The following is a 13,661-nucleotide window of genomic DNA, read 5'->3' on the forward strand; positions in this document are numbered from 1 at the left end:
CCGGGCGTTGCGTGCATCGGTGTGCGCTCAGCTCATCAAACCAATCCATGAACAACCCATTCCTGATGCTCCCGGCGCGTGTGGGCCGCCGGATGCTCGTCTTCTTGCTTGCCTTCATGCCCTTCGCCCACGGCCAGTGGTTCGGCGACGACTTCGAAGGCCATGATGCCGGCGCCGACCTCGGCACTTCGGGTCCGTGGGATGCGGTCACCGCCGGCCTGCCGGTCCGCGACGAGAACACCGCCGCGCCCTTCGGTTCACCGAACCAATTCCTCGACTGGAACGATGCGAGCGACGCCGTCAGCCTGAAGGCGCTCTCTCCCAACATCGCCGCCGCCGCGGGGGCCGTCACCACCTATGCCTTCACCTTCCGCGAACCTTCCGGCGCCGCGGACGGGCGGCTCGTCTTCGGCTACACGCAGGCGGATGGCGACCTCATTTCCACGACCGGCCGCCTTCTCGTGAATCTCGACGACGGCTTGATCGCCGGACTCACCACCACGGCCGCCAACAGCTACAGCCTCGACACGCCCTGCCGGGTCCATGTCGTCTTCAATGACACGGCGGCGACGGTGATCGTCGCGGGCGAATCGATCGCCTCGGAACAGGCGGGCGTGTGGATCCAGCCCGTCGGCGGTCCGCTGGCGTTCGCCGGCACCCGCGACGCCTCGAACACTCCCACTTCCTCCTACCGAGTCGGCTTCCGGAGCTACAACCCGGATATCCAGCAGGTGTTCGTCGATGACGTGTCCCTGCACGCCGGGGTCGTGCTGCCCACCCCGGACCCGTCCTCAAAGGACAGCATCGTGGGCCGCGCCCAGGCCTCGGCAGATCCGGTCGGCTACTATCCGGATGCGAGTTCCTCGACGGTGGGCATCGGGGGTGCCAGCGGCAGCCGGACCGACCGGCAGGTTGTCCTCGGCTTCACCCTGCCGAACCTACCGGCCGGGACCACGCTCGGGTCGGCCGATTTCAACTTCGAGATCACCGCCTACCAGAACCACAGCGGCGCCGACCCCGCGCTGGACGTCTATCTCCTCGACACCGCGGATCCGGATTCTTCGGGAACGGACTTTTTCTACCACGGCCCCGACGACCCCAATCCCGACACCACCTTCGTTGGCACCGTCGACCTTTCCGAACCCCAGGGTGGCCAGGTCAACTATGGCGACGACGAGCAGGACCAGACGATGACCCTCTCCGGCGATGCCCTTGCCCTGCTGCAGGGATTCTACGGGGGCGACCACATCCCCGAGCGCACCGAGGTCTTCTTTCGCTTCAATCTCGACAACCTGGTCACCGGCAGCGGCGACGCCGGTCTCGACGGCAGCGTGTTCGATCGCTACTTCATCGACTTGGGAGTGGGGGAGTCGGGCCTCGAACTCGGCGCCACAGAGCTTGTTTCTCCGACCGAGGGCTTGATCGTGCACCTCGACGCGTCCTCGCCGGGCAGCGTGTCGGTCGACGGGTCGGGCAACGTGACCTCCTGGGCCGACCTCACGGTGAACGGCAACGACGCGGTCCCGACCCCGGGGGACGCGCCGGTCACCTTCCCCTCGGAGAACCTCTCGGACAAGGGGCTCGCGGGCGTGGACTCCGACCATTCGACTGCCCGAGCGCGGATGGACCTGTTTTCACCCAGGGAAGCCCAGGACGGCTGGCTCGACTTCGCCGGAAGCGCGGGCGGCAATTCCGGCTTTGCGATTCTGGTCGCCGTCCAATGCGACAGCTTCCTCGGCGGGAGCGTTCGCGACGTGGTGATGGCCAACCATGGCACCAGTCCCACCAGCGCGGACCACCAACTCATGATCCGCTGCGAGCAGGGCACGATGATGGCTTCGCTCAACGGGACGGTGCTGGAGACCGGGAGCAATCTCGCCGCGGGAAGAACCGTGGTGCTGGCCCTCAACTACGACGCGGCCACCGGTGAAACCGAGTTCTGGGATTCCTACAACGACACGCCGGTGACCGCCATCGTGCCGGCCGGCGACTTCACGGGTGCGGGGCCGATGCGCCTGTTCGGCAGTCCCAATGGCGATCAGGGAATGGACGGCATGATCGGCGAGGTGAAGATCTACTCGCGGCTGCTGGCCGGGTCCGAGTTTGTCTCGGAGCGCGAGGCGATGAAGGCGAAATGGGCCGACGACTTCGTGCCCGAGCCGACGATGCCGATCTGGTGGCCGGACACGCTGCTCGCCTGGGACCCGCAGGCCGACCCGGACGCGCCCTTCTACCGCAGCACGGTTGCCCTGCGGGAGCGCTTCGAGGTGCTGCCGGCCCTGAAGGCGAACGGCAATGCCCGGTCCGGTCAGGGCGGCATCCAGAGCCTCGACACCTACAATCCCGGAAGTGCCGGCCGGCCGGCGTTCGGCCGTTTCACCGGAGGGGACGCCTATGCCTTCACCTACTGGCAGTATGTCGAGGAGGCCGTGCAATGGGGAGGCTCCGCGGGGGAGGGGATCATTGTGCCGCCCACGGCGGAGATGATCGATGCGGCGCACCGCAACGGAGTGCCGATCCTGGGCACTGTCTTTTTCCCGTGGCAGGCGATTGGCGGCCGCCTGGAATGGGTTCAGGATTTCGTGCAGGACGATGGAAACGGGAACTACCCGGTGGCGGACAAGCTGATCGAGGTCGCCGAGTTCATCGGATTCGACGGATGGTTCATCAACCAGGAATACGGCGCCACCGCAGCCGAGGCGGCGGCCATGCGCGACATGATCCGCTACATCCGCGAAAACAGCGACCTGCGGATCTCGTGGTACGATGCGATGAACGAAAGCGGGGCGGTCGGCTGGCAGGACCAACTCAACACCAACAACGACTGGTACCTGCGTTATCCCGAGAACCCCGGCGGCAACCGGATCGCGGACTCGATCTTCCTCGACTACGTGGTCAACGCCACCACCGTGCAGAGTTCGCGCAACCGGGCCATCGACCTCGGGCTCGACCCCTACAAGATCTTCTCGGGCTTCGAGATGGCGGAAGCGCCGGGATTCAAGGAGTCCACCGGACCGCGCCAGAACATCTCGACCGCCTTCCCAGACGGGCTCGACCACGTCACCTCGGCCGGGCTTTTCATCCCGGGCGCTCAGGCGGAAACGCTGGCCGACCAGGACCTCTTCTGGACCGGCTCCAGCGGCGACCCGCGCGACACCTCCACGACGGTGGGCACGGGCAACTGGCATGGCATTGCGCACCACATCGCGGCCAGGTCGCCGATCGACTCGCTGCCCTTCGCCACCGATTTCAGCATCGGCCGCGGCGAGCGTTTCAACATCGACGGCGTCACTCAACTCAACAACGCGTGGTGGAACCGCTCGCTCCAGCCCGTGCTGCCGACCTGGCGCTGGATCATCGACAGCGTCGGCTCGGAGCTGGTTCCGGAACTCTGGCTGGGGGACAGCTATCAGGGCGGAAACTGCCTGCGTCTCAGCGGGGATCTCGACGCCGTCAACACCCTCCGGCTCTACCTCATGGACCTCCCCGTTTCCTCGGACACCAAGGTGAAGATCGTCTTCAAGTACGGCGACGGCAGTGGCAGCGGCCCGGATGCCGCGATGGAGGTCGGGGTCTCGATGGCGAGCGCGCCCACCGCGTTCACCTACTACGACGTCGGCGGCCATGCCACCGGTTGGAACGAGGTGGTGATCGACCTGGGATCCCATGCCGGCGAGCGGATCGCCGCCCTCAATCTCAGGTTCGGATCCGGTGCGTCGCTGCCGCTTTCCTCGTATGAAATGCGGGTCGGCATGATGGCCATCTACGACGAATCCGAACCGTCGCCGGAGCCGGTCAGCAACGTCCGGGAGTTGGACATCGCCGTGAGGTCCAACCGCATCGACGGCAAGGTCGCGTGGGACCATGCCCCGGGTGACGTCTCCTACTACAATGTCTATCTCCGATCCGCCGGCGGCAGCTTGAGCTACGTCGGCAGCACCCCGAACAACCACTTCTACTTCGGCAACAAGCCTTACTTTGTCGATTTCGGCTCGGTGGTGGTGGAAACCGTGGGTGCCGGCTTCGTGCGTTCGGTGCTGTCGGACGAGACCTTCGAGGCATGGTCCGGCGGCGAGCCTTTCGACGGCGACTTCAACCGCGACGGCGTGAGCGACGGGATCGCGTTCCTGCTGGGGGCGCCGACCATGGAAACCGATGCCCGGGACCTGCTCCCGACTGCGGAGGAAGTCTCCGGCGGGTTGAAACTCACCTTCACCTGCCGGCCGGTCGCCGAGCGTGGTGGCGCGCTGCTCACGCTCCAGCACAGCGGCGATCTCGGGGTGACGGATCCCTGGGTCTCGGCAGCCGTGCCGGACGCCAGCAGCGGGCCGATCAACGGAGTGAACTTCGTGGTGAGCCCGGGGCCCGGATCGCTTCATACCGTGGAGGCGACAATCGAGGCAACGGAGGCCGCCGACGGCCGGCTGTTCGGACGCCTGCACGGCACGCAGTAGCGGTTTAGCGGATGTTCGGGCAGTCACGCGGCGCAGGCATCTGTGCCAGAAATGGTTCCAGTTGCTTCCTGAGTTGCCGATTGATGGCTGGCTTGTCCGGACGCCATCGTGAGCGTGGATTCACTCCACTCGACAACCCATGAAAACCATCGTCTGCCCCCGCCACTGGCCTGCCGTCCTCACCTTCGCATTCATCTCCGCCTCCCCGGCCGCTCTGGGCCAGTTGCTGACCGACGATTTCGAGAGCTATGCGGCCGGCAGCGCACTCACTACTTCCGGTCCGTGGGCCACGGCCACCACGGGTCTGACGGTTCGTGACGAAGCGGCCGCCGCTCCCTTCGGAGATCCCAACCAGTATCTCGACTACAACGACGCCGGCGGCGCGAGTGTCCGACTGACTTCCTCCAACATCAGTGGCACCGTGGGGGAGCTGACCACCTACTCATTCGACTTCAACGAACCATCGGGAGGAGGGGGAGACGAGCTCATCATCGGTTACGCCAACAAGAATGGCGATTTGGACAGCAACACGAACCGACTCCGGATGCAACTCGACGACGGCGTGATCAAGGACCTCACGTCGGCCGCGAATCCCGGGACCTCCGACAGCTACAGCCTCGACACCTCCTATCGCCTCTACGTGGTGTTCAACGACACGGGAGCGGCGGAGAGCATCGCCGGCGAATTGATCGCCTCGCAGGAGGCGGGTGTGTGGATCCACCCCATTGGCGGTTCCCTTACCTTCGTCGGGAGGGACAACCCCTCCGCGAATTCTGTCTCGGACCAATACAGGGTCGGATTCCGTAGCTTCAGCACCCAAGAGCAGCAGGTGCTCATCGACAACGTCTCGCTGGACGCGGGTGCCGCGTTGCCCGACAGCGATCCGCCGGTCCTCACGGCGAAGGAGCCGGAAGGGGCAACGTTGCCGATCCACCCCGACGTCACTCCGACGGCGACCTTCGATCGCAGGATCATTCCGGGTTCCGGCAACATCACGCTCAAAAAGACCGACGGGGACGTCACGGTCGCCACCCTGGACGTCACCGATCCGGCCCAGGTCGCTTTCTCCGGCTCCAGCTTGCGGCTCCTCCCGCCCAGCCCCCTCGATCTTGACACGGAATACTACGTCCTGATCGACAACGGGGCCATCGAGAGCATCGTCGGGGTGGATTACCCCGGAATCTCGGACACCACCACCTGGAGCTTCAAGACCGCCACTTCCCTGACTCCCGTCGCGGCTACCTTCAGCGCCGCCGATCGCATCGAAGGGCGGGCGGAATCGACTTCGACCGGCTATTTCCCGGGGGATGGAGGCAGTGGCCAAGTAGGCATTGGCGGCGGCACCGGCAGCCGGATCGACGTCAACCTCGTGCTCTCTTACGATCTTCCGACACTCCCGGCCGGCACCACCGTCGGTGCCGCGACCTTCAACTTCGAGATCAGCAACTACTTCAACCACAGTGGCGCCGACCCCGCCCTCGAGGTCTATCTGCTCGACAGCAGCGACCCGTCGACCACCGGCACCACCTTCTTCTATCACGGCCCGGCCGATCCGAATCCGGAGGTCGAACGGGTCGGGTCCACCGACATCTCGCTGCCACAGGGAACCTCGGAAACCTACGACCCCGACGAGCAGGACCATTCCCACACCCTCACCGGTGACGCGCTCGCCCTCATGCAGAGCTTCTACGGCGGCGATCACGTTCCCGACCAAACCACGGTCTATTTTCGCTTCAATCTCAGCAATCTGATCAAGCCCGGCGAGACCGGGGAAGGCGCGGACCTGTCCGGGTCCACGCTCGACCGCTACTTCGTCATCGCCAATGGCGACGAGTCCGGCCTCGTCATCGACGCCATCGCCGCTTCGGGGCCGTATGACACCTGGGTGACTTCCTTCGACTGGTCCGCCTACGGCAGCCCCGACCAGACCCCGACCGGAAACCCCGACCTCGACCTGTTCTCCAACCTGTTCGAGTTCGCCTTCGGCACCGACCCGACGGTCTCCGACTCGTCCTCGCTCATCTGGACGGATCCAACCTTCACACCGGGCTCGCCCGTCGTCGCCCGGAGCTCCCCCGGAGGCGAATTCAGGGCCCGCTTCGTTCGCCGGACCGACGCCGGCGATCCGGGCAGCGTCAACTACGCCTGGCGCTTCAGCTCCGACCTCGCCGACTGGGAATCCAGCGACGACGCGCCCACCTGGCTGGTCGCACCCACCCCGCTGGGCACCGATGGTGACTACCAACTGGTGGAGGTGCCCTTCCCGTCCCTCGACAGCGGCCCGGACGCCCGGTTCTTCCAAGTCGAGGTGACCGAGGTGCCGTAGGATGTGCCGTCCTATAGATCGGTAGTTTTGAGAACCGCAGATTAAGGGGATTACGCAGATTTCCAAGATCCAGAAATCTGCGTAATCCCGGAAATCCCCTAAATCCATGGTAAACAGCGCCGTCCGGGCTTTGAGGATAATGTCTCGTCTGTTAGGCGGACTACACCAGCATGACCGAGACTCCCTCGCTGGCCCACCTGCCCATGGGCTGACGAATATTCTTATGCCAGGCACTCATTCCATCTTCAGTCCACTCGACAGGATCCTCCCAACGCGGACGTCCTTGTCCGGTCTCCTGCTGATCTCCACCCTCATCACCTCACCCATGTCCGCGAACCCACCCATCGCCAACGACCAGGGGACCACCGGCCTGCGTGCCGGGGAGACTCCGGAGCAACGAGCCGAACGCCTTGCCTGGTGGAAGGAAGCCCGTTTCGGGATGTTCATTCACTGGGGGCTCTACGCCAAGCTCGGCGGGGAGTACCAGGGGCCGGATGACGACAAACCCCGTCGGACCGACTGGATCGGCGAGTGGATCATGAACTCGCTCCGCATTCCGGTCGCCGAATACAAGAGCCTGGCCACCGACTGGAATCCCCAGAACTGGGATGCCCAGGCCATCGTCCGGCTCGCGAAGCAGGCCGGCATGAAGTACATCGTCATCACGACCAAGCACCACGAGGGCTTCGCCATCTACGACTCCGACGTTTCCGACTGGAACATTCACGATGCCACTCCGATGAAGCGCGACCCGATCGCCGAGCTGGCCGAGGCCTGCCGGCGTCACGGGCTCAAGCTGGGCTTCTACTACTCCCACAACCAGGATTGGTGTCACCCCGGCGGCGATGCCTGGGGCTCGTTTTCGTGGCGGGGAAAGAAGGAGTTCCTGCCCGGCTGCGAACTTCCGGACGGGGAGGGTCGCTGGTGCTCGGGCTGTCACTGGGATAAGGCGCAGCTCGGGGACTATGACGAGTATCTCAGAACCGTCGCCCTGCCGCAGGTGGAGGAAATCCTGACAAAATACGGGCGGATCGACATCGTCTGGTTCGACACGCCACGGGTCCGCCGCCCCGCCGCCACCCGCGAGCAGATGCAGCCGTTTCTCGACCTGGTGGAGAAGCACCAGCCGCATGCCCTGATCAACAATCGTCTCGGGGCCGGCATCGAGGGCGACTACCGGACTCCCGAGCAGGAGATCCCCGACACCGGCCTCGACTACGAGTGGGAGACCTGCATGACGATGAACGAATCGTGGGGCTACAAAAGCTTCGACCACGACTGGAAGTCGCCGGAGGAGATCCTCTGGATGCTGGTCGACATCACCAGCAAGGGCGGCAACTTCCTGTTCAACATCGGCCCGGACGGCATGGGCAACATCCCCGCGCCGAGTGTTTCAAGACTGCTGGCGGTGGGGGAGTGGATGGAGACCCATGGCGAGGCGATCTACGGCTGCGGCCCGAGCCTCCTGGAGGGGCTGCCGGACGGCATCCGCAGCAGCACCAAGGTGGATGAGGACGGACACACGAGGATCTTCCTCTTCATCAAGGACTGGCCCAAGGACGGCAAGCTGGAGGTGTCGGGAGTTTCCGGAGAGCCGGTCGAGAGCCGTCTTCTGGGATCGGAGGTCGGGGTGGAGGCCCGTGTCGTCGATGAAGGACTTGTGGTCGAGGGCCTGCCGCAGAAGCCGCCTCACGAGATGGTTTCCGTCCTGTCGCTTTCCTTTACGGAGCAACCTGTCCTCCGGCCAGGGCCGGAGCAGTGATCAACCGGCCTTCCGTCGTCGCAGCGACCGGGACAAGCCATTCCAGATGATCCTGGAATCCGCAGTTGAAGGCGTTGCACGACCATTTTCAATCCCGGATGATGGCGATTAAAGGGAATGGCACTTCCTTAAGCGCACTTGTCATGTCGAGTTTCGATCCCGGTAGGGATCCCAGCCATTAGCGCGGGGTCATCCGCTCTGCGGATGCACCCCGGGAAAAGGACGCAGAGAGGTCTCCGATCCCGGGCCGGGATCGCAGCCGCTCCGACATGGGAGGGCGGCTCGAAGCAGGCTGGCATCCCGATGGGATGCGGATCTCCGCCCACACACGGTTCCCGGGGTCTGCGACCGCCGGGCTAATGGCTGCCATCCCGCCGGGATGGTTCACGAAGTCCGGACCACCCTCAAGAGGCCACGGATGATTGAGGCATTTTCCTGGCTGGGATCGCGATCATCGCACTTATCGAAGTGCCATTCGGATTAGGGGGATGACGCAGATTCCGGATCTCTGAAAATCCGCGGTTTCCAATCACAGGGGCACCTGGCAGGAAGTGCGCTGCAAGGACCACCACCTGACCCTCTTTGGCGAGGTCTGAGGAATCTCCATCAAAAAGGCTCGCCCGTTGGGCGAGCCTGGGAGGAGAGCTTCTTTTGGCGATCTCAGCGACGACGACGCAGGAGGAATAGACCAGCGATTGCAGCGAAGCCCAAGGAGGAGGGCTCGGGAATGGCGGCGGCCCCTTCGAACAAGGTGACATTGTCAACGATGGCATCCTGAAGGTCACCATTGAACGTTCTGAAGCCTACGGAATATCCATTGGTCGTATCCTTTTGACCGGTAGCAGTTCGGGAGCCCGCGAAATAGGGAGACCCGCCTCCGCTTTGCTGCAGCCAGATGTCGGCGGTATTGGCGGCAAGAGTTCCTCCGCCATAGGCCACCGGATTATCCGTGTCGTTGAGGATCATGTAGAAGGTATAGACGGTGTCCAGGCTGTAAGAAGTGGTGCCCGTCGTAGAGAGGCCGTCAACGACTCCATCGTTCAGGAAAACGCGTGCCCGGCTTCCGCTCGTGTTGATATCGCCCCGTGCGAAGCCGACATTCAGGTTGGCCCCCCCGCCACCAGACGGCTCGTAGAAATCAAACTGGAAGGTTGTTACCGCATTGGCAGTCTGGGAATATTCCGCCGACTGAATTTGAAATCCGTTGTTACCGACAGTGTCGAAAAGCTCCAAATACTGATTCGGGGTTCCAAACACGGTGGACGTGCTCTCATCCCGAACCACCGACTGGAGGTTGGACGTTACTGCGAAGCTACCGCTGTTGGTGCCGGAAAGGTTCGCGTTGGCCGTTAAGTCTTCGAAGTCTTCCGTGAACAGGACGGCGGCATGCGACGGAAGCGCCAGTGTGGCAAGAAGGGCGATTCCTTGGAGCAGGTGGAGGCGTTGGTGGATCATGGTTCGGATCGGTGGTTTGGTTGCTGTTGGGGAATTTTAGACAGAATGCAAGCGGTCATCGCGGTCGGAGCGATCTCTCAGGGTGCCGTTTCGGCCCGGAGGAAGGTGGCGGACTTGGCGGTGCCGAGGTTGAACTGCACCGTGGCGTTGCCGCTGCCATCGGTGGTCACCTCGTTGCCGACGAGCGTTCCCACGCTGGCTCCGGTCAGCGGGATCGGATCCAGATCCGGATTCGAGAAATCCAGGTCGTCGGCCTCGACCAGCTTGTAGTTGGTGTTGGGGGCGCCCGCGAGGCTCACCTCGGCGCTGCCATCGCTTGGATCGTAGGTGAAGCCGGCGAGGGTCACCGAAGAAGGCTCGGGAATGGCTGCGGCCCCTTCATACAGGCTGACATTGTCGACGATGACATCCTGAAGATCACTATTGAAAGTTCTGAAGCCTACGGAATATCCATTTGTTGGATCCTTTTGACCGGTAGCCGCAAGGGAGCCCGCGTAGAAGGGAGCCCCGCCTCCGCTTTGCTGCAGCCAGATGTCGGCGGTATTGGCGGCGAGCGTTCCTCCGCCATAGGCCACCGGATTGTCCGTGTCGTTGAGGATCATGTAGAAGGTGTAGACGGTGTCCAAGTCGTAGGAAGTGGTGCCCGTGGTGGAGAGGCCCTCAACGACTCCGTCGTTCAGAAACGCGCGTGCCCGGCTTCCACTCGTGTTGATATCGCCCCGCGCGAAGCCGACATTCAGGTTATCTCCCCCGCCACCGGACGGCTCGTAGAAATCGAACTGGAAGGTCGTGACCGCATTCGCAGTCTGAACATACTCCGCCGATTGGACTTGAAATCCATTGGTTGTGTTCCCGTCGAAAAACTCGACATATTGGTTCGGGGCACCAAACACGGTGGAAGTATTCTCGTCACGGACCACCGACTGGAGGTTGGACGTCACTGCAAAGCCACCGCTGTTGTCGCCGAAAAGGTTTTCGTCGGCCGTTAAGTCTTCGAAGTCTTCCGTGAACAGGTCGGCGGCATGCGACGGAAGCGCCAGTGTGGTGAGAAGGGCGATTCCTTGGAGCAGGGGAAGGCGTGGGTGCATCATGGTTCGGCTGAAGGGGGTGGATGCTGTTGGGAATGGATCAATGGCCAGTTCCAAGTGCCGGGCAGAGGGATTTCAGGGGACGAAGTTCGTTTGGAGCCTGAGGCTTGAATCCGCCGTGAAAATCCTCAGATGTCGCGACCAGGATTGACTTTTCGATGCAGGAATCGTCGCCACGACTCCCGCGTCCTCAAGAGAATTTGCAAAGAGTGCCTGTTTCCTGAATTAGAACAGTTTGCCGATTGGTGATCGGGCCCGCCTGCCGGCGGTCTCACTCGCGTTGACGGCGCAGGAGCAGGCCCATGCCGATCAGCCCAAGCAGTGCCGTGGAAGGTTCTGGAATTGCTGAAATCCAAATGGCGGAGTTGGAGCCTTCGTATCCGTCCCAGGCTAATCCTCCGGCAGGTCCAGGGGGATGCCGCATTCGCGCAGGCGGGTCTGGAGCCGCGTCACGTCGATCGACTGCACGGCACCTTCGCCGGCCATGACCGCGGCGATCCCGGCGGCCTCGCCGAGATGCATCCACGTTGGCTCCAGGCGGATCGCCGCGAAGGCGACGTTGCTGGCGGAAACGCAGACCGGCACCAGCAGGTTGGTGCATTCCTCCACTTTCGGCGTGATGGCGCGGTAGGGGATGTCGAAGCGCATTCCCTCCTGCCACATGCGGCCCTCGTTGATGAAGTGATCCCGGTCGACCGCGTAGCGCGTGACATGGTGCGAGTCGATGAAGTGGGAGCCGATGTGGATGACGTCCTGCTTGTGGCGCCGCGTCGTGACGTCGTGCTGGGTGAGCACATACGGACCCTGCATCCGGCGCGCGGCGCGAATGTAGAGGTACCATGGCCAGTGGTCGTTGTCGGTCCACTCGTCCTTGCAGAAGCCGTACTTGGCCATGTCCTGGCGGATGCTCTCCGGCACCCGGGGATCCGATTTCAGGAACCACAGCATCCCATGGGTGTAGTCGCGATACTGCCGGTGGATCTTCTCGCGTTCCTCGAACGATGCCTCCGACCACGCGGTCTGCGCGCCGGGAATGCTCATCGAGACATAGGAAAACTGGCGGTTGTTGAGCTCCTTCTTCCTCGGGGAACCCGGGATGTCGTAGAGGCCGATGATGGCGCCAAGCCGCTTGAGGTAGCCGGCCTCGATGCAGCGCGCCAGCAGCTCGTGCTGCTTCGGGTCGTAGTTCTCCGGCTTTTCGATCGGCACCATGTTGGCCGGGTCCGTGGTCAGGTTCAGCCGGACGTTGTAGCAGATCGGGTGCTCGCTGGCGCCGAACTCCTCGGGCGGCGGCCCCGGCATGACACCGAAGAGCAGATTTCCGTCATCATCGTAGGGCGAGACCTTCACCTTTTCGTCCATGTAGCGCACGCCGGCCAGGTCCTCGTCGTAGGTGTCCCGCGCCTCGCGACCCACGGTGTAGGAAACCCCGGCCGCCGCCATCAGGTCACCCTCGTAGGTCGCGTCGATGAAGACCCGGGCCCGGTAGCTCGTCCCGCCTCGGACATGCAGCGCGGTGAGGCGCGTCCCGTTCTTTTCGACCTTGTCGAGCAACTGCTCGTAGCGAACCGGGACCTCCGCCTCCCCGAGTATCTCGAGGAAGACCTGCTCGGCATGCTTCGACTGCCACTGCCGCACCCCGCGCATGATCGCCCGTTCGGGGAATCCGCTGCGCAGCGCCGCCTCCTTGGTGAACTTCTGGCACAGCCCCCCCAGCGTGTCCGGATGCATGTGTTCGCCTTCGTCGCGGTTGAGGCCGCTCGTGCTCAGGCCACCGACGTGCCTCGTCTGTTCGAGCAAGACCACGGAGGCTCCTTCCCGCGCGGCCGCGATCGCCGCCGTGATCCCGCCCGGGGTGCCGCCGTAGACGCAGACGTCCGTCTCGACCACTTCGGCGTGAAGAACGGCACCGAGCATGCCCGGGAGAGCCAGCAGCGCGGCGATGGTTGATCGGGTCATGGTGCTCACACGGATCCGGGGAGCGAAATCTTTCGCCTCCGGGATCGTCCGCGGGTGTCACTGAAAGTGGTGGGCAAGCACATGTGGCCGGGCCTTCCAGGCCCGTCGCCCACTTCGTGGTGAGCCTTGGCAACGGGGCTGGAAGCCCCGGCCACGGTTCCGTGAGGCATCCGCTGAGTCGCACGAACGTGCCCACCACTTTCAGTGACACCCATCGCCCGGGTTTCCTCTTGCGCTCCTCTTGGATTCCCTATCCTGAAAGGATTGCAGGCGATAGCCCGGGGTTGAGGATCCCGCGTATGCGGGAGACGACCACCCCGGGTTGGATGGTGGGTTGAATCCGCACCCTGAAAGGCGTGCAAGAAATGCCGGATGCACCGGAATCGACCGCGCCCTCTTCGACCCGCTGCCGGGGTCGAATCTTCTGATTGTTGGCATTCCCCGGGTATTCGTCTCCCGCATGCGCGGGATCCTCGACCCGGGGCTACACTCTTCGATCCCTGCCGGGATCAAGAATCGATCTTCTGGGTTCGCACCCCAGAAGGCACTGTCCTAAGAATGGCGTCAGTTGCCTTTTGATTATCCGGTTGAGGGAACGTTGGTCCCGCCGCCAGTTT

Annotated in this window: 7 protein-coding genes; 3 read left to right on the forward strand and 4 right to left on the reverse strand. The window is 63.5% G+C overall.

Annotated elements, in window-relative coordinates; translation table 11 throughout:
- Positions 1-47: 47 nt before the first annotated feature.
- The 3 genes from ACG2LG_RS07175 to ACG2LG_RS07185 all read left to right on the forward strand — a co-directional run bounded on the left by ACG2LG_RS07175 (position 48) and on the right by ACG2LG_RS07185 (position 8,542).
- A complete protein-coding gene (locus tag ACG2LG_RS07175; RefSeq protein ID WP_396257642.1) occupies positions 48-4,454 on the forward strand; it encodes a hypothetical protein in 4,407 nt (1,468 codons plus the stop codon).
- 139 nt (positions 4,455-4,593) lie between these two features.
- Entirely contained in the window at positions 4,594-6,780 is a 2,187-nt protein-coding gene (locus tag ACG2LG_RS07180) for an Ig-like domain-containing protein (protein ID WP_396257644.1), read from the forward strand.
- Between the two features lie 325 nt (positions 6,781-7,105).
- Complete coding sequence (locus ACG2LG_RS07185; RefSeq protein ID WP_396257646.1) at positions 7,106-8,542, forward strand: alpha-L-fucosidase; 1,437 nt, start codon at positions 7,106-7,108, stop codon at positions 8,540-8,542.
- 660 nt (positions 8,543-9,202) lie between these two features.
- Here the strand turns inward: ACG2LG_RS07185 and ACG2LG_RS07190 are convergent.
- The 4 genes from ACG2LG_RS07190 to ACG2LG_RS07205 form a co-directional block, all read right to left on the reverse strand.
- Complete coding sequence (locus tag ACG2LG_RS07190; RefSeq protein ID WP_396257648.1) at positions 9,203-9,997, reverse strand: PEP-CTERM sorting domain-containing protein; 795 nt, start codon at positions 9,995-9,997, stop codon at positions 9,203-9,205.
- 77 nt (positions 9,998-10,074) lie between these two features.
- Positions 10,075-11,088 carry a hypothetical protein gene (locus tag ACG2LG_RS07195; RefSeq protein ID WP_396257650.1) on the reverse strand — a complete coding sequence of 338 codons (1,014 nt, stop codon included), beginning with the start codon at positions 11,086-11,088 and terminating at the stop codon, positions 10,075-10,077.
- A gap of 268 nt (positions 11,089-11,356) precedes the next feature.
- Positions 11,357-11,509: a PEP-CTERM sorting domain-containing protein gene (locus ACG2LG_RS07200; protein WP_396257652.1), complete on the reverse strand. Its 153-nt coding sequence runs from the start codon at positions 11,507-11,509 to the stop codon at positions 11,357-11,359.
- Positions 11,476-13,044 (reverse strand): FAD-dependent oxidoreductase, encoded by a 1,569-nt coding sequence (locus ACG2LG_RS07205; protein ID WP_396257654.1) that lies wholly within the window; start codon positions 13,042-13,044, stop codon positions 11,476-11,478. The genes ACG2LG_RS07200 and ACG2LG_RS07205 overlap by 34 nt, the downstream gene beginning before the upstream one ends.
- Positions 13,045-13,661: the final 617 nt, after the last annotated feature.

The sequence above is a fragment of the Haloferula sp. A504 genome (assembly GCF_044385805.1).
Classification (GTDB): Bacteria; Verrucomicrobiota; Verrucomicrobiia; order Verrucomicrobiales; family Akkermansiaceae; genus Haloferula.